This is a genomic window from Cellulomonas iranensis NBRC 101100 = JCM 18110 (assembly GCF_001552375.1).
In the GTDB taxonomy this organism is placed as follows: domain Bacteria; phylum Actinomycetota; class Actinomycetes; order Actinomycetales; family Cellulomonadaceae; genus Cellulomonas; species Cellulomonas iranensis.
In genome coordinates this window covers 25,053-41,251 of record NZ_BCRB01000031.1, presented here as the reverse complement: position 1 = coordinate 41,251, position 16,199 = coordinate 25,053, and the positions used below count along the sequence as shown (strand labels likewise).

Annotated in this window: 14 protein-coding genes and 1 tRNA gene; 6 read left to right on the top strand and 9 right to left on the bottom strand. The window is 74.1% G+C overall.

The window, feature by feature from the left end:
* Window positions 1–38 precede the first annotated feature (38 nt).
* The gene (gene polA / locus CS2_RS08745; protein ID WP_070319668.1) at window positions 39–2,765 is read right to left on the bottom strand and encodes a DNA polymerase I; all 2,727 of its coding nucleotides are present in this window, start codon (window positions 2,763–2,765) and stop codon (window positions 39–41) included.
* Window positions 2,766–2,783: 18 nt separating this feature from the next.
* Here polA and CS2_RS08740 point away from each other — a divergent pair, with 18 nt between their 5' ends.
* Window positions 2,784–3,194, top strand: a complete 411-nt coding sequence (locus CS2_RS08740) for a hotdog fold thioesterase (RefSeq protein WP_070319667.1) — start codon at window positions 2,784–2,786, stop codon at window positions 3,192–3,194.
* Here CS2_RS08740 and CS2_RS08735 read toward each other — a convergent pair.
* Window positions 3,110–3,778 (bottom strand): GNAT family N-acetyltransferase, encoded by a 669-nt coding sequence (locus tag CS2_RS08735; protein WP_233421122.1) that lies wholly within the window; start codon window positions 3,776–3,778, stop codon window positions 3,110–3,112. The two genes, CS2_RS08740 and CS2_RS08735, sit on opposite strands and share 85 nt — an antisense overlap.
* Before the next feature lie 382 nt (window positions 3,779–4,160).
* On the opposite strand from CS2_RS08735, the gene CS2_RS08730 reads away from it, so the two are divergent.
* The 4 genes from CS2_RS08730 to CS2_RS08715 are packed head-to-tail and all read left to right on the top strand — an operon-like array spanning window position 4,161 to window position 8,292.
* The gene (locus CS2_RS08730; protein ID WP_233421121.1) at window positions 4,161–5,534 is read left to right on the top strand and encodes a branched-chain amino acid ABC transporter permease; all 1,374 of its coding nucleotides are present in this window, start codon (window positions 4,161–4,163) and stop codon (window positions 5,532–5,534) included.
* 16 nt (window positions 5,535–5,550) lie between these two features.
* Window positions 5,551–6,537, top strand: a complete 987-nt coding sequence (locus CS2_RS08725) for a branched-chain amino acid ABC transporter permease (protein ID WP_070319665.1) — start codon at window positions 5,551–5,553, stop codon at window positions 6,535–6,537.
* The gene (locus CS2_RS08720; RefSeq protein ID WP_070319664.1) at window positions 6,527–7,480 is read left to right on the top strand and encodes an ABC transporter ATP-binding protein; all 954 of its coding nucleotides are present in this window, start codon (window positions 6,527–6,529) and stop codon (window positions 7,478–7,480) included. The genes CS2_RS08725 and CS2_RS08720 overlap by 11 nt, the downstream gene beginning before the upstream one ends.
* Window positions 7,477–8,292, top strand: coding sequence for an ABC transporter ATP-binding protein (locus CS2_RS08715; protein ID WP_046528493.1), 816 nt, complete (start codon window positions 7,477–7,479; stop codon window positions 8,290–8,292). The genes CS2_RS08720 and CS2_RS08715 overlap by 4 nt, the downstream gene beginning before the upstream one ends.
* Before the next feature lie 325 nt (window positions 8,293–8,617).
* On the opposite strand, the gene CS2_RS08710 is transcribed toward CS2_RS08715, so the two are convergent.
* The gene (locus CS2_RS08710) at window positions 8,618–9,913 is read right to left on the bottom strand and encodes an ABC transporter substrate-binding protein (protein ID WP_070319663.1); all 1,296 of its coding nucleotides are present in this window, start codon (window positions 9,911–9,913) and stop codon (window positions 8,618–8,620) included.
* Window positions 9,914–10,116: 203 nt separating this feature from the next.
* Window positions 10,117–10,803, bottom strand: coding sequence for an ANTAR domain-containing response regulator (locus CS2_RS08705; protein ID WP_046530561.1), 687 nt, complete (start codon window positions 10,801–10,803; stop codon window positions 10,117–10,119).
* A 147-nt stretch (window positions 10,804–10,950) separates the two neighbouring features.
* Between CS2_RS08705 and CS2_RS08700 the strand changes: the two genes are divergently transcribed.
* A tRNA-Leu gene (locus tag CS2_RS08700) sits at window positions 10,951–11,024 on the top strand.
* A 36-nt stretch (window positions 11,025–11,060) separates the two neighbouring features.
* Here CS2_RS08700 and CS2_RS08695 read toward each other — a convergent pair.
* From CS2_RS08695 to pyk, 5 genes are all read right to left on the bottom strand, one after another.
* A complete protein-coding gene (locus CS2_RS08695; protein WP_070319673.1) occupies window positions 11,061–12,065 on the bottom strand; it encodes a MerR family transcriptional regulator in 1,005 nt (334 codons plus the stop codon).
* Window positions 12,052–12,744, bottom strand: coding sequence for a HEAT repeat domain-containing protein (locus CS2_RS08690; protein WP_070319674.1), 693 nt, complete (start codon window positions 12,742–12,744; stop codon window positions 12,052–12,054). The genes CS2_RS08695 and CS2_RS08690 overlap by 14 nt, the downstream gene beginning before the upstream one ends.
* Before the next feature lie 85 nt (window positions 12,745–12,829).
* Complete coding sequence (locus tag CS2_RS08685) at window positions 12,830–13,381, bottom strand: isochorismatase family protein (protein WP_070319662.1); 552 nt, start codon at window positions 13,379–13,381, stop codon at window positions 12,830–12,832.
* Between the two features lie 194 nt (window positions 13,382–13,575).
* Window positions 13,576–14,601, bottom strand: a complete 1,026-nt coding sequence (locus tag CS2_RS08680; protein ID WP_070319661.1) for an RDD family protein — start codon at window positions 14,599–14,601, stop codon at window positions 13,576–13,578.
* A 129-nt stretch (window positions 14,602–14,730) separates the two neighbouring features.
* Window positions 14,731–16,167, bottom strand: coding sequence for a pyruvate kinase (gene pyk / locus CS2_RS08675; RefSeq protein ID WP_046528497.1), 1,437 nt, complete (start codon window positions 16,165–16,167; stop codon window positions 14,731–14,733).
* Between the last annotated feature and the right edge of the window lie 32 nt (window positions 16,168–16,199).

The window sequence follows — 16,199 nt, the reverse complement described above, 5'->3', positions numbered from 1 at the left end:
GCGCCGTCGCGGCAGGGTGCCGCGCCGTCGCGCGCCGGTCAGTGCCCCGCGGCGTGCCAGGTCGCCCCGACACCCACCGAGACGTCGAGCGGCACGTCGAGCGGACCGCCCGGAAGACCGTCGCCCGCGTGGCCCATCTGTTCGCGCACGAGCGCCTCGACCTCGTCCCGCTCGCCGTCGGCGACCTCGAGCACGAGCTCGTCGTGCACCTGCAGCAGCATGCGCGACGTCAGCCCGCGGCGGGTCAGCTCGCGGTCGACACCGAGCATCGCGACCTTGATGAGGTCGGCCGCGCTGCCCTGGATCGGCGCGTTGAGCGCCATGCGCTCGGCCATCTCGCGGCGCTGCCGGTTGTCGCTCGTGAGGTCCGGCAGGTACCGCCGGCGGCCGAGGATCGTCGCGGTGTAGCCGGTCGCGCGCGCCTGGTCGACGACCCCCGTGAGGTAGTCCCGCACGCCGCCGAAGCGCTCGAAGTAGTCCGCCATGAGCGCCGACGCCTCGGACACCTCGATCGACAGCTGCTGCGACAACCCGTACGACGACAGGCCGTACGCGAGGCCGTAGCTCATCGCCTTGATCTTCGACCGCATCGCCGACGTGACCTCGTCGGTCGGCACGCCGAACACGCGCGACCCGACGTAGCTGTGCAGGTCCTCCCCCGAGCGGAAGGCCGCGATGAGGCCCTCGTCGCCCGACAGGTGCGCCATGATGCGCATCTCGATCTGCGAGTAGTCCGCCGTGAGCAGCGTGGCGTACCCCGGGCCCACCACGAACGTGCGGCGGATCTGCCGGCCCGCCTCGGTGCGGATCGGGATGTTCTGCAGGTTGGGGTCCGCCGACGACAGGCGCCCGGTCGCGGCGATCGTCTGCTGGAAGGTCGTGTGGATGCGACCGTCGTCGCCGACGGACCGCAGCAGCCCCTCGACGGTCTGGCGCAGCCGGATCGTGTCGCGGTGCGCGAGCAGGTGCTCGAGGAACGGGTGCCCCGTGCGCGCGAACAGGTCCGTCAACGCGGCCGCGTCGGTCGTGTACCCGGTCTTGATCCGCTTGGTCTTGGGCATGCCCAGCTGGTCGAACAGCACCTCCTGCAGCTGCTTGGGCGACCCGAGGTTCACCTCGCGGCCGATCACCGCGTACGCGTCGGCGGCCGCGGCCTGCACCTGGGCGTCGAACTCGCGCTCGAGCGAGGTCAGGTCGTCGCGGTCGATCGCGATGCCGGTGCGCTCCATGCGTGCCAGGACGTCCTGCAGCGGTAGCTCGAGGTCGGTCAGCAGTCCCGCGGCGCCCCGGTCGGCCACCTCGGCGCCGAGCACGTCCACGAGGTCGCGCACCGCGGCCGCCCGCACCGCGGCACGCCGCCCCTCGTCCGCGCCGTCCACCTCGAGGTCGAGCGCACCCTGGCCCGCCGACGAGTCGTCGTCGCCCCCCAGCTCGCGGTGCAGGTAGCCGATCGCGAGGTCCGGCAGGTCGTACGCGCGCCGGTCGGGCTGGCACAGGTACGCCGCGAGCTCGGTGTCGTAGGTGACGCCGTGCAGGGGCAGGCCGCGACCGTCGAGCGCGTGCCACGCCTCCTTGGCCGCGTGCAGCGCCTTGCCGCGCGCGGGGTCCGCGAGCCAGGCCGCGAGCGCGGTCTCGTCCGCGGGGTCGATCGCCGTGAGGTCGTACGCGACGGCCTGCCCGGCGGCGTCCGCGATCGCGACGCCCCACGCGTCGCCGCGCGCGGGCGCGCCGGAACCGCGGACGTCGAGGCCGAGCACGTCGTCGCGACGCGCGTCGAGCCAGGCCGCGAGCCCGCCGACACCGGTCTCGACGAGGTCGAGCGCCGCCGCGGTCGCGACGCGCTCGTCGCGTCCCTCGTCGGGGAGCATCGCGAACAGCCGGTCGCGCAGGGTCCGGAACTCGAGCTCGTCGAGCAGCGCGTGCAGCGCCGCGCGGTCCCACGGGCGGACCGCCAGGTCCTCGGGGCCGACCGGGAGCTCGAGGTCGGTGAGCAGCCGGTTCAGCTCACGGTTGAGCGCGACCTGCTCGACGTGCGCGCGCAGCGACTCCCCGGCCTTGCCGGTGATCCGCTCGGCGTTCTCGAGCACTCCCGCCAGGCCGTCGTACTGGCCGATCCACTTGGCAGCCGTCTTGGGCCCCACTCCGGGGACGCCCGGCAGGTTGTCGCTGGTCTCCCCCACGAGCGCGGCGACGTCGGGGTAGCGCTGCGGCGGCACGCCGTACTTGGCCTCGACGGCCTCGGGCGTCATGCGCGCCATCTCGGACACGCCGCGGACCGGGTACAGCACGGTGACCGTCTCGGACACGAGCTGGAAGGAGTCGCGGTCGCCCGAGCAGATGGCGACGTGCATGCCTTGCTCGCGCGCCTGCGTCGTGAGCGTCGCGAGGATGTCGTCCGCCTCGAAGCCGGGCTTGTCGAGCACCTGCACGTGCATGGTCGCCAGGAGCTGCTTGATGACGTCGACCTGGCCGCGGAAGGGCTCGGGCGTCGCGGCGCGGTTGCCCTTGTACGACTCGAGCCGCTCGGTGCGGAACGTCGTGCGGCCCGCGTCGAACGCGACCGCGACGTGCGTCGGCTCCTCGTCGCGCAGCAGGTTCGCGAGCATCGACGTGAAGCCGAACACCGCGTTGGTCGGCTGGCCGGACGACGTCGCGAAGTTCTCCACGGGGAGCGCGTAGAACGCGCGGTACGCCATCGAGTGCCCGTCGATCAGGAGCAGGCGCGGGGTGGTCGTGGTGCTGGTCGCTGGCTGGTCGGCGCTCACGGTGCCAACCTATCTGCCATGTCCGACACCGCCGCGCCCTTCGCCATGCCCCCGACCGACGGCACGCTGATCGCGCGGCTCGGCATCGACGTGCTGGAGGTGCGGCCCGACGGCGCGGTCGGCACCATGCCCGTCGACGGCAACACGCAGCCCTACGGGCTGCTGCACGGCGGCGCCTCTGCCGCGCTGGCCGAGACGCTCGGGTCGCTCGCGGCGGTCGCGCACGCGGGCCCGGGGCGCGCGGCCGTCGGCGTCGAGCTCAACGCCACGCACCACCGCGCGGCACGCGGCGGCACCGTGACCGGCACGGCCCGCGCGCTGCACCTCGGCCGCTCGGTGGCGACCTACGAGGTCGAGGTGGCCGACGAGGACGGCCGACGGCTGTGCACCGCGCGCCTCACCTGCATGCTCATCGACGCACCGGCCTGACGCGGCGCGTCGTCGTCACCGACCACGCGCTGCCGCGCGCGCCGCCGGCGCTCGATGAGGTCCTCGATGCCCCGCACCGACGACCGCCGCCCCGGCGCGGGGACGTCGAGCGCGAGCCGGCGCAGGAGCGCGGACGTGGCCACGACCCGGTGGCCGCCCGCGGGCGCGAAGCCGAGCCGGGCCAGGAACCGCTGCATGCCGCGCGAGCCGGGCAGCGGCGCGGCGTACACGTCGCCGGCGCCCGCGTCCTCGGCGAGCTCGGCCGCCGCCTGCAGCATCGCGTGGCCGAGGCCGCGCCGGCGCCACTGGGGCCGCACGTACACCGCGTCGAGGCTGAGCACGACGGCCCGCGACATCAGGCCCGGGCCCATCGTGCGGCACAGCACGAGACCCGCGAGCTCGTCGTCGCACGTCGCGACGAGGACCGTCCCGCCGTCGACCGAGCCGAGGACCGCGAGCTGCTCGCGCAGCTCGTCGCGGTCGTCGGAGCAGAGCTGACGCCCCACGCCGGACTCCGCGCGCGCCTGCAGGCAGAGGTCGACGAGGCCCTCGAGGTCGGACGACGTCGCGGGTCGGACGTGCACACCTGGCCGCACTGCGGGCCTCCCGGGGACGAGGGTGGGTCGCGGCGCCGGTCTCCCCCGGTCGGCGCCAGGTCGATCATGGCCCAGGTCCGGCGTCGTGCCTAGGGGCCCGGCGTGCCCCGTCCCGGTGAACCCCGTCACGTCGGCCGCAGGTCGAGTCGTCGCCGACATTCACGCGAAACAGATGCCACGCAACGCTCGCGCACCGGAAATGAACAGGACACAATTCGTCCCTATCGTCTGCTGACCGGTGGGCGAGGGCCCATCACATCGACGTGCGGCGCCCAGGCGCCCGTGCCCGACCACCAGGACGGAGGTCACCGTGCGAGCAGTCGCGTACCGGGACCGATCCGTCGCCCTGCGACGTGGAGGCGCGGCCGTCGTGCTCGCCCTCCTCACGGCCCTGACGACGCTCGGCGTCGCCGGGTCGGCACAGGCGGCGACCACACCGTGCAGCCCCGACGACGCCACCGCGTGCCTCAACGTCACCGTCACGGTGCCGGGGACGGGGCCCGTCGCGGGGGCCGCCCTGACCGTCGAGGGCGAGGCGGGGACGCTCGAGGCCACGACGGACGCGGCCGGCAAGGCGGCGTTCGCGCTCACGGCGGCGGGCGACTACACCGTGACGGTCGACGAGGGCACGCTGCCGGCCGGCACCGTGCTCAAGGACCCGGCCGCGAACCCCGCGACGGTCACGGTCGCGCTGGGTCGCTCCGCCGGGCGCATCGTGCAGGTCGTGCCGCCCGGCGAGGCCGGCGGCGGCGCGACCGAGAGCCCGACGGGCGGCGCGACCACGTCGCCGTCGCCGGGTGCGAGCGCCGACGCCGACGCCGGTGCGGAGGCCGAGGCGAGCGCCGAGGCGTCCGCCGGCCCGGGCACCAACCGGTACGCCCAGCTGCTCCTCGCGGGCACGGTCTTCGGCGTGCTGCTGGCGCTCGCGTCGCTCGGCGCCAACCTCATCTACGGCACGACCGGGCTGTCGAACTTCGCGCACGGCGAGCTCGTGACCCTCGGCGGCATGACCGCGTTCATGGCGGTCCAGTGGTGGCACCTGCCGCTGTGGCTCGCGATCGTCGTCGCGACCGTGGCGGGCGCGGCGGCCGGGTGGCTGCTGAACACGCTGCTGTTCGCGCCGCTGCGACGCCGCGGCGTGGGGATCACGCAGCAGATGATCGTCACGATCGGCCTGTCGCTCGCGCTGCTGTCGGCGTTCCTGTTCGCGTTCGGCGCGCAGCCCGCGCCGATCGTCTCCGGGATCTCGCAGCGCATGCAGCTGGGGCCCGTGCAGATCTCCGCGCAGTCGCTGGTCTCGGTGGCCGTCGCGCTCGTCGTGCTCGCGGCGGTCGCGTTCACGCTCGCCCGCACGCGGCTGGGACGCGCGACGCGCGCCGTCTCGGACAACCCCGCGCTGGCCGCGGCGACCGGCATCAAGGTCGAGTCCGTCATCAGCCGGGTGTGGGTCGCGTCCGCGGCGCTCGCGTCGCTCGGCGGCGTGCTGCTCGCGCTCTACCTCAACACCACCCGCTTCAACTTCGGCTCGACGCTGCTGCTGCTGATGTTCGCCGCGATCACGCTGGGCGGCCTCGGCTCGCCGCTCGGCGCGGTCCTCGGGGCGCTCGTCATCGGGCTGGTCGTCGAGCTCTCGACCCTCGTGCTGCCCAACGACATGCGGTACGCGAGCGCGCTGGTCATCCTCATCCTCGTCCTGCTGCTGCGGCCGCAGGGCATCCTCGGGCGCGCCGAGCGCATCGGCTAGCGGGAGGTCGTCGCTCATGGACTTCGGACAGCTCTTCACCAACGTCCTCAACGAGATGCTGGGCCCGACCGCGATCGCGTACGCGCTCGCCGCGATCGGCCTGAACATCCACTTCGGGCTCACGGGCCTGATCAACATGGGCCAGGCCGGCTTCATGCTGCTGGGCGCGTACGGGTTCGCCGTCGCGACCGTGCAGGGCGCGCCGCTGTGGCTCGCGTTCGTCGTCGCGATCGCGCTGTCGGTGGTGTTCGCGCTGCTGCTCGGCCTCCCGACCCTCAAGCTGCGGGGCGACTACCTCGCGATCGTCACGATCGCCGCCGCCGAGATCGTCCGCATGATCGGACGGTCGACCGCGCTGACCGACGTCACGGGCGGCTCCGAGGGGCTCACGGGCAACGCGTTCAAGCACACGTTCCAGGACGCGTCGCCGTTCCCCGACGAGCGGTGGACCCTCGGGCCGCTCACGCTCGCGACCAACACGTCGAACTCGTGGTGGCTGCGCATCGTGGGCTGGACCCTCGTGCTGCTCGCGTGCCTGCTGGTGTGGCGCCTGATCCGCAGCCCGTGGGGACGGGTCCTCAAGGGCATCCGCGAGGACGAGGACGCCGTGCGGGCGCTCGGCAAGAACGTCTACGGCTACAAGCTGCAGGCGCTCGTGCTCGGCGGCGTGTTCGGTGCGCTGGGCGGCATCGTGTTCGTCCTCGCGAGCTCCGTGCAGGCCGACTCCCTGGGACGGCCCGTCACGTTCAACACCTGGACGATCCTGCTGCTGGGGGGCGCCGCGACGGTCCTGGGCCCGGTGCTCGGCTCGCTGCTGTTCTGGGGCGCGCTGGTCTTCGTCCGCGGGTTCCTGCGCGGGATCGTCCCGGCGGACACGCTGTCCGTCCAGCAGATCGAGCAGATCGGCTGGGTGCTGGTCGGCCTGACCCTCATGGCGCTCATCGTGTTCCGCCCCCAGGGGATCCTGGGCGACAAGAAGGAGCTGGCGATCAATGCCCGCTAAGGACGTCGTGGAGCAGGCCCGGCGCGACCTCGCGCACGTCCCCCGCGTCCCGGGGGTCCGCAAGCCCGACGCCGTGCTCGTCGCGGACGGCGTGCGGCGCAGCTTCGGCGGCGTCAACGCCGTCGACGTCGAGCACCTCGAGGTGCAGAAGAACGTCATCACGGCGCTCATCGGCCCCAACGGTGCGGGCAAGACCACGTTCTTCAACCTCATGACGGGGTTCGACAAGCCCGACACGGGCACGTGGGTGTTCGACGGCACGCCGCTGGCGGGTGTCGCGGCGTCGCGCGTCGCGAAGGCCGGCATGGTCCGCACGTTCCAGCTCACGAAGGCGCTCGCGCGCATGACGGTGCTCGACAACATGCGGCTCGGCGCGCGCGACCAGCCGGGCGAAGGGCTGTTCGCGGCGCTCGTGAAGCCGCTGTGGGCCGCGCGCGAGCGCGAGATCACCGACAAGGCGATGTCGCTGCTCGAGCGGTTCAAGCTCGACGCCAAGAAGGACGACTTCGCCGGCTCGCTGTCGGGCGGGCAGCGCAAGCTCCTCGAGATGGCGCGCGCGCTGATGTCCGACCCCGCGCTCGTCATGCTCGACGAGCCGATGGCGGGCGTGAACCCCGCGCTCACGCAGTCGCTGCTCGGGCACATCACCGACCTGCGCGACTCCGGCACGTCGGTGCTGTTCGTCGAGCACGACATGCACATGGTGCGGCACATCTCCGACTGGGTCGTCGTCATGGCGCAGGGGCAGGTGGTCGCGGAGGGCCCGCCGTCGGAGGTGATGGCCGACCAGGCAGTGATCGACGCCTACCTCGGTGCGCACCACGACACCGACCTGGGCGACGACGCGCTGCTCGACGAGGGCGGCGTGATCGACGCCGAGGCGCAGGCCGAGGCCGACGCCGAGCTCGAGGACACCGAGAAGGCGGAGGGGACCGCACCGTGACCGAGACCACCGCACCCGCGCTGCACCGCGGCGCGCCCGCCGGCGAGCCGCTGCTGCACGCCGACGAGCTCGTCGCCGGCTACCTGCCGGGCGTCAACATCCTCAACGGCTGCTCGCTCGTGCTCCACCCCGGCGAGCTCGTCGGGATCATCGGCCCCAACGGAGCCGGCAAGTCCACGCTGCTCAAGGCGCTGTTCGGGCTGGTGGGCATCCGCAGCGGCTCCCTGACGCTGCAGGGCGAGGAGATCAGCAACCTGCGCGCCGACGCGCTCGTGCGCCGCGGCGTCGGGTTCGTGCCGCAGACGAACAACGTGTTCCCGAGCCTGACCATCGAGGAGAACCTCCAGATGGGCGTCTACCAGACGCCCGCGAAGTTCTCCGAGCGGCTCGAGGTCGTGCTCGACCTCTTCCCCGAGCTGACCAAGCGGCGCAAGCAGCGTGCCGGGGCGCTGTCCGGCGGGGAGCGGCAGATGGTCGCGATGGCGCGCGCGCTCATGCCCGAGCCGTCGGTCCTGCTGCTCGACGAGCCGTCGGCCGGGCTGTCGCCCGTGCGTCAGGACGAGGCGTTCCTGCGCACGCGCCGCATCAACAAGGCGGGCGTGTCGGTCGTCATCGTCGAGCAGAACGCGCGCCGCGCGCTGCAGATCTGCGACCGCGCGTACGTGCTCGACCAGGGGCGCAACGCCTACTCGGGGCCCGGCCGCGAGCTGATGAACGACCCGAAGGTGATCCAGCTGTACCTGGGCACGCTCGCGGCCGACGTCGACGCCGCGCGTGCCGCCGAGGGCGACGCGTCCGCGCCGACCGACTGACCGACCGACCGACACCCTGGCCCGCTCGACGAGGCCCCGACCGCCGCCCGGTGGTCGGGGCCTCGTCGTGCCGCGACGCGCCCCGGGCCCGGGTCCCGGCGAGGCGTGCCGCGGGGCCGGCGGCCCTGCGCACCGAGCCCGGACGCGGGACGGCGCCACGAGGCGCCCGGCTCGTTCCGGCGGCCCGTGGCGCGGCGGGCGTCCGACTCTGCCCGCAGCCCCGTGACGCGCCGAGACATCCCGGACCGTCCGCGGACGCACGGCACGCGTCGACCCCCGGAGCCTGCGCTCCGGGGCCGACGCGTGCCGTGCGGGGTCCTTGGGCTCAGCCCTGCGGGACCTCGCCCTCCTCGGAGCGGCTGAACGTGTACGTGTTCTCGGGACCGAACTGGTAGATCCCGATGAAGGCCGACGAGGGGTCGTTGGCCTCGTTGAACGGGCCGACGCCCGACGCCGACTGGTACGCGATGTCCTCGCCGTCCGCGAGGAGCTTCGAGCACTCCTCCCAGCCGGTGCACTCGGTGCCGCCGTCCGCGCCCGAGACGGCCGCCATGTTGGCCTGGATCGTCTCGCCGTCGGACGCGCCGCCCTTGAGGGCCGCGAGCGCCACCAGCATGGTCGCGTCGTACGACTCGGGGCCGTACGAGTAGTCCTTGAGACCGGGGTCGACCTCGAGCATGCGGCCCTGGAACTCCTCCGACGGGTACGCGCCCGGCAGGGTGCCCTGCGCGTTCTCGAGCGTGCCCGCCGGGAACCCGGTGTCACCCTCGGTGCCGAAGTTCTGCAGGTTGCCGTCGACGAAGTACGTCTTGCTCATGTCCCAGCCCTGCGCGGCGAGCTCGCGCACGATCGCGGGGGTCTGGTCCGTGAACGCGAGGATCGCGATGGCGTCCGGGCCCGCGGCGATCGCGTCCGCGACGATGGTCGCGAAGTTGGTCTCGGCCGGGTCGAACTCCTGGCCCGACGTGCCGTAGACGACCGTGCCGCCGGCCTCGCCGACGACGCCCTCGACGACGTCGCGCAGCGACGTGCCGTACGAGTCGTTGAACACGAGGATCCCGACGTTCGACGCGCCGTCACCCACGATGAGGTTCCCGAGCACGTCACCCTGCACGGTGTCCGGCGGCGCGGTCCGGAAGTAGAAGTCCGAGTACCCGGACAGGTCGGTCGCCGTGTTCGCGGGCGACACCTGCACGATGCCCGCGCCCGTGATGTCGTCGACGATGTTCTTGGTCACCGACGACGACGCGGCCCCGATGATGGCGGAGACGCCCGCCGAGATGAGCTCCTGGGCCGAGGCTGTGGCGACCGAGGCGTTCTGCGCGTCGGACGAGTCGGTGTGCGTCACCTGCACGTCGGAGCCGAACAGGCCGCCGGCGTCGTTGATCTCCTTGACGGCCAGGTCGACGCCCGCGATCTCGGGCGGGCCGAGCTGCGCGAGCGAGCCGGTGACCGGGAGGATGGTGCCGATGTGCAGCGCCTCGCCGCCGTCACCACCGCCCGACGACGTCGCGTCGCCGCCGGACCCTGCCTCGTCGTCGCCCCCGGCACAAGCGGTGAGCGCCAGTGCGACCACTCCTGCGACTGCGAGCGCACGTCCTGCACGTGTCGAACGAATCATGCGTGTGGTACCCCTCTGTGAGCACTGCACCTGCCGGGGTCCGGCGCGGACCACGACGATGTGGCGCGAACGTACTCATGGTTTGTGTCCGACATGTGAATCGCAATGTCTCACAGATGTCGTTGCACATTCGTGACCCGCGAAATGCACCGAGCCCGGTCGACGCGAGGCGTCGACCGGGCTCGGGAAGCGGCGGAGGGGCGTCAGGAGGCGGCGCCGCCGACCTGCTCGATGACGGCGTCCGCGACCTCGCGCATGGTGAGGCGACGGTCCATCGACGTCTTCTGGATCCAGCGGAACGACTCGGGCTCGGTGAGGCCCATCTTCGTCATGAGCAGGCCCTTGGCGCGGTCCACGCGCTTGCGGGTCTCGAACCGCTCGGCGAGGTCCGCGACCTCGGACTCGAGCGCCGTGATCTGCGCGTAGCGGGAGATCGCGATCTCGACCGCGGGCAGCAGGTCCGCCGGGCTGAACGGCTTGACGACGTACGCCATCGCGCCGGCGTCGCGCGCGCGCTCGACCAGCTCGGTCTGCGAGAACGCCGTGAGCAGCACGACGGGCGCGAGGTGCGCCTTGCCGATGCGCTCGGCCGCGGAGATGCCGTCGAGGACGGGCATCTTGACGTCCATCACGACGACGTCCGGCTTGAGCTCGGTCGCGAGCTCGACGGCGCGCTCGCCGTCGCCCGCCTCGCCGACGACCTCGAACCCGGCCTCGGTGAGGGTCTCGACGACGTCCATGCGGATGAGCGCCTCGTCCTCGGCGACGACCGCGCGGCGCGCGGGCCGACCGGACGACGGCGCGGCGGCGCGGGGCGCCGGCTCGGCGGCGGGCAGGTCCAGACCCTGCGTCGCGTCCTGCGTGGGCTCGGTGCTGTCGTCCGTGGTCACGTGCACAGCGTAGTGCGCATCGGCCCGTGGACGCGCGGTCCGCCACGTGGTCACCGTCACGCGCCGGTGCGCGGCCGCGCCGTCGAGCACGCACAGGCACCGCACGCCGGACCGCCGCGGCGGCGGACGGCGCTAGGCTGGCACGCGGCCCCGATAGCCCAACCGGCAGAGGCGTTCGGCTCAAACCCGATCCAGTGTGGGTTCGAATCCCACTCGGGGCACACCACGCGTCCCGCGCGTCCCCGCACGTCGGCGGCTCAGCCGCCCGTGCGCCGCAGCCGCAGCACGGCCGTCGCCGTGAGCGCGACGGGGCGTGCGGGATCCGCGGCCAGCCGCTCGAGCAGCGCGCGGGCACCGTCCCCCGGCACCTCCGCGAGCGCCCCCGCGATCCGCTGCCGCGCGGGCGGGTCCGCGAGCGCCGCCGCGTCCGCGACCCGGCGGGTGATCTCGGCGCGCACGCCCGGGTCCTCGGCCAGGACGCCGAGCGCCTCCGCGGCCTCGACGTCGTCCCGACCCTCGACGACGAGCCCGACGAGGGGCGCGACCGCACGCCGGTCGCCGCGTCGTCCGCCCGCCAGCAGGGCTCGCGCGCGCACCTCGGGGTCCGGGTCGACGTACGCGTCGGCGAGCGCCGCGACCGCGTCGGGGTCGTCGACGTCGGCGAGCGCGACGACCGCACGGCGCCGCCGCACCGCGTCGTCGTCCGCGAGCGCGGCGACGAGCACCGGGACGGCCGCCGCTGCGGCGCGCACCACCGCCCACCGCAGCGCGCCCGCCGCGTTGGGGTCGTCCTCGGCGAGGAGCGCCGCCGCGAGCGCGGCGCCGTCCCGGGGGTCGGCCGCGACGGTCGTGAGCGCGGCCCGTTGTCGGGCCGCCGGCGTGCGGCCGGGCCCGAGCGCGCGCAGCAGGCCGACCGTGCGCAGCACGTCGGGCCACGCGGTCGGCGCACCCGCGCGCACCTGGGCCAGCCGGTCCAGGAGCTCGTCCTCGCGCGCGCGGCGCTCGCGCGCGGCCGCGACGAGCCCGTCGACGACGACGGCCGGGTCGAAGCCGGGGTCGTCGAGCGCCCGCGCCACCTCGCTCAGGCTCAGGCCCAGCGAGCGCAGACCCTCGACGTGCAGGAGACGACGCAGGTCGGCGTCCCCGTACTCGCGGTAGCCGGCCCGCGAGCGGCCGGTGGGCGGCACGAGGCCGATGCGGTCGTAGTGCCGCAGCATGCGTGCGCTGACCCCGGACCGTGCCGCGACCTCACCGATCAGCACCGGCGGCTCCCCCACCCGTGGGCGACGCGGCGAGCGCGACGACTCGCCGGGCCTCGTCGACCGCGGCGTCGAACCCCTCGTCGGGATCGGCGACGAGCCGCTGCGTCGCGACGGCGTGCTCGCGGGCGTCGCCGCGTCGCTCCGCGAGCGCCTGCTCCAGCGCGTCCGTCGCGGCGTCGCCGAGGGACACGAGCGCGCGACTCAGGCTCAGCCGCACGTCGCGGCTCCCCCGCCCGAGCTGCGACACGAGCGCGGTCGCCAGGGCCCTCCGTCCGTCGTCGGGCACCAACGCCGCCGCGGCGCGCCAGGCCGCACGAGCGACCTCGTCGTCCGGGTCCCGCAGCAGCGCGGTGACCGCGGGCCACGCACGCGGGTCGCCCATCTTCGACAGCGTGTGCAGCGCCTGGCTGCGCGCCTGCGGCACCGTCGACGTCAGCTCGCGGACGAGCGGCTCGACCGTGAGGTCCGCACCGTGACGCACCAGGGCCCACGTGAGCATCTCGCGCACCTGGAAGTCCGGCTCGACCGCGCACCGCGCGACGAGCGCCGGCACCTGCCCGGGCGCGGGGCGGGTCCCCGCCGCGAGCGCCGCCCGCAGCCGCGTCGACGCCGCGGCAGCCCCCAGCCCGGGGACGACGTCCTGCTCGGCGCGCGGGCGCGCGTCCTGCTCGTGGTTCACCTCGACCACCTCCGACGACCATCGAAGAGCCTGTCACGGTGACAAGGTCAAGGGGCCTCGGCGTGCGGCCCGGCGGGCTGGACGGTCAGCCGAAGGTGACCTCCGCGGCGGTCGCGGTGCCCGCGGTGCGCCCCGGTGCCGACTGGAACCCCCAGTACAGGTTCGTGTGCGCCACCACGGCGGCGGGCGGCGGGGCTCCCCACGGGGTCAGGTCCTCCGTGGTGTGGGCGTCGCTCACGAGCGTCACGTCGTAGCCGCGCGTGAACGCCCCGTGCAGGGTCGAGCGCACGCACGCGTCCGTCTGCGCGCCCGTCACGACGAGGCGTCCGACGCCGCGTGCGGCGAGCACGTCCTCGAGGTCGGTGGCCTCGAACGCGTCGCCGTAGCGCTTGTGCACGACCGGCTCGCCGTCCGCGACGTCGAGGTCCGGCACCACGCGCCACGCGTCGGAGCCGAGCTCGAGCTCGTCGCTCGAGTGCTGGACCCACACGACGGGCACGTCCTCGTCGCGTGCCCGGTCGACCAGCGCCGCGATCCGGGCGACGACGCCGTCGCGGTCGTGCGCCCCGGTGACCACGCCCACCTGGACGTCGATCACGAGCAGCGCGGTGGCGGGGCGGTTCTCGAGCGTCGTCATGACGGCCTCCGGGGGTACGGGCGGGCGGCGGAGCAGGACGTGGAGCCGATCGAGAGCCGCGTGGCACCGGCACCGGGCACGCGGTCGGTCGACACCGCCACGGTACGACCGCCCGCCGACACCGGCACCGGTCGCCTCGCACGGCCCGGGCGGACGGCTGCGTCAGGGCTCCGCCCGGCGGGGTCGGCGACGCGTCAGCGGCTCGTCCCGGCGAGGTCCGCGGCCGTGAGCGTGACACGCGCGCTGCACGCGAACCCACCGGCGTCGGCGTCGACCCGGCTCCGGACGTCGAGGCCGCCCGCACCGCCCGCGGCCCGTTCGACGTCGACGACCGTCTGCTCGCCGGCGGCCAGCGAGCCGGCCGCCGCGGCGTGCCAGACCCGCCCCTCGTCGGCACCGTCGAGCGCGGTGACGTCCGCCGCGACCTCGACCTCGCCGTGACCCGGCGCGCCGGGCAGCGCGGACCACACCACCCGGACCGTGCCCGGGGCGGCGGGGAGCTCCCGACGAATCCACAGCCGCATCTCCCACGACGTGCTCCGCTCGAGCTCGACGCGCGCGTGCAGACCCCGCGGCGCACCGTCCTCGAGCACGCAGGGCGCCTGCGCGACCGTCACGGTGGACGCGCCGCCGCTCTGCACGAACAAGGCGAGCAGCCCCACGACGCCCAGGGCCGCCGCGACCGACTGGGCCACGCGCGTCGGACGCGGCGCGACGGCCGCCCAGGCGGGCGGCCACGACGCGTCGACGACGACCGTGCGGGCCAGCGAGTCGGCGAACGTGCGCCGCTGCGGGTGCCACACGGGCCTGAGGTAGCCGATCAGCAGGATCGCGTCGGGGAGGTGCAGCAGCTGCCGCCACACCGTGCGCAGCGCGCCGACGGGACGCCCGGTCGCGTCGTCGACCACGACCATGCCGACGGCCCGCTTGCCGATCGTGGCACCCGTCCACGCCTGCAGGCCGAACTGGACGAGCAGCACCACGGCCACGGTCCACGACGCGGCGCCCCCGAGCTCCACCGGGACCGCGTCCGTGGCGCCCTGCCACGGCGGAAGACCGGGCCACACGGCCGGGACGCCCGCGCCCGGCGCGACGAGCCACACGCACAGCCCCAGCAGTCCCGAGTCCATCGCGACCGCCAGCACGCGCGCGAGCCACGACGCGTAGCGCCGCGCGACGACGTCGTCGTGGGGCGGGCGCAGGACCGCGGTGGCCGTCATCCCGACATCGTGGCAGACGCGGCACCGCACCCGCACGGCCTCGGCCCCGTCGTCCGCCCGACCCCCAGGGCGAGGACGACGACGGCCGCCGCCCCGTGCGGGGCGGCGGCCGTCAGGACGTACGACGACTCAGGCGATGCGCGTGCGCGCCGCCTCCTCGTCACCGATCTTGTGGACCACGACCGTGTTGGTCGAGCCGACGACGCCCACGGGCGTGCCCGCGACGACGACGACGTAGTCGCCCACCTCGGCGAGGCCGTTGGCGCGCAGCGTCTGGTCCACCTGGCTAACCATCGAGTCGGTGCTCTCGACCGACGGCACCTGGTAGGTCTGCACGCCCCACGACAGCGACAGCCGGTTGCGCACGGACTCCTCGGGCGTGAACGCGAGCAGCGGGATCGACGAGCGCAGGCGCGACATGCGGCGCGCCGAGTCGCCCGACTGCGTGAACGTCACGAGGTACTTCACGCCGATGCGCTCGCCGATCTCGGCGGCCGCACGCGTGATCGCCCCACCGCGGGTCGACGGCACCGAGCCGAGCGGCGCGATGCGCTCGCGGCCCAGCTCCTCGGTGCTCTCGATGATCCGCGCCATGGTGCGCACGGCCTCGATCGGGAAGTCGCCGACGCTGGTCTCGCCCGAGAGCATGACCGCGTCCGCGCCGTCGAGCACCGCGTTGGCGCAGTCCGACGCCTCGGCGCGCGTCGGGCGCGGGCTCGTGATCATCGACTCGAGGACCTGCGTCGCGACGATGACCGGCTTGGCGTTGCGGCGCGCGAGCTCGACCGCGCGCTTCTGGACGAGCGGCACCTGCTCGAGGGGCAGCTCGACGCCCAGGTCGCCGCGGGCGACCATGATGCCGTCGAAGGCCTGGACGATCTCGGAGAGGTTCTCGACGGCCTGCGGCTTCTCGATCTTGGCGACGACCGGGACGATCCGGCCCTCCTCCTCCATGATGCGGCGCACGTCGTCGTAGTCGGCCGCGGTGCGGACGAACGACAGCGCGATGAGGTCGGCGCCGACGTTGAGGGCCCAGCGCAGGTCCTCCTCGTCCTTGTCGCTCATCGCGGGGACGGACACCGCGACGCCGGGCAGGTTGAGGCCCTTGTTGTTCGACACGGGGCCGGGGACCTCGACGCGCGTGACGACGTCGTTGCCCTCGACGGCGGTGACCCGCACGAGGACCTTGCCGTCGTCGATGAGGATCGGGTCGCCGGGCTTGACGTCCCCGGGCAGGCCCTTGAACGTCGTCGAGACGCGCTCCTTGGTGCCCTCGACGTCGTCGGTCGTGATGGTGAACACGTCACCGACCGCGAGGTCGTGCTTGCCCTCGACGAACCGCCCGAGGCGGATCTTGGGGCCCTGGAGGTCGACGAGGACGGCCACCGAGCGGCCCGAGGCCTTCGCCGCGGCGCGCACGTTGTCGTACACGCGCTTGTGCACCTCGGTGTCGCCGTGGCTGCGGTTCAGGCGCGCGACGTCCATCCCGGCGTCGACGAGGGCCTGGACCTGCTCGGGGGACTCGGTCGCCGGACCGATGGTGCAGACGATCTTGGCTCTACGCATGTCTCGAGACTATGCCTTCCTGGATTTTCGGC

Bases quoted from the DNA above. Each gene is read 5' to 3' on its own strand.
- CS2_RS08740 (WP_070319667.1), top strand. From the start codon at position 2,784: ATGTCCGACACCGCCGCGCCCTTCGCCATGCCCCCGACCGACGGCACG.
- CS2_RS08725 (WP_070319665.1), top strand. From the start codon at position 5,551: ATGGACTTCGGACAGCTCTTCACCAACGTCCTCAACGAGATGCTGGGC.
- CS2_RS08720 (WP_070319664.1), top strand. From the start codon at position 6,527: ATGCCCGCTAAGGACGTCGTGGAGCAGGCCCGGCGCGACCTCGCGCAC.
- CS2_RS08710 (WP_070319663.1), bottom strand. From the start codon at position 9,913: ATGATTCGTTCGACACGTGCAGGACGTGCGCTCGCAGTCGCAGGAGTG.
- CS2_RS08685 (WP_070319662.1), bottom strand. From the start codon at position 13,381: ATGACGACGCTCGAGAACCGCCCCGCCACCGCGCTGCTCGTGATCGAC.
- CS2_RS08680 (WP_070319661.1), bottom strand. From the start codon at position 14,601: ATGACGGCCACCGCGGTCCTGCGCCCGCCCCACGACGACGTCGTCGCG.
- pyk (WP_046528497.1), bottom strand. From the start codon at position 16,167: ATGCGTAGAGCCAAGATCGTCTGCACCATCGGTCCGGCGACCGAGTCC.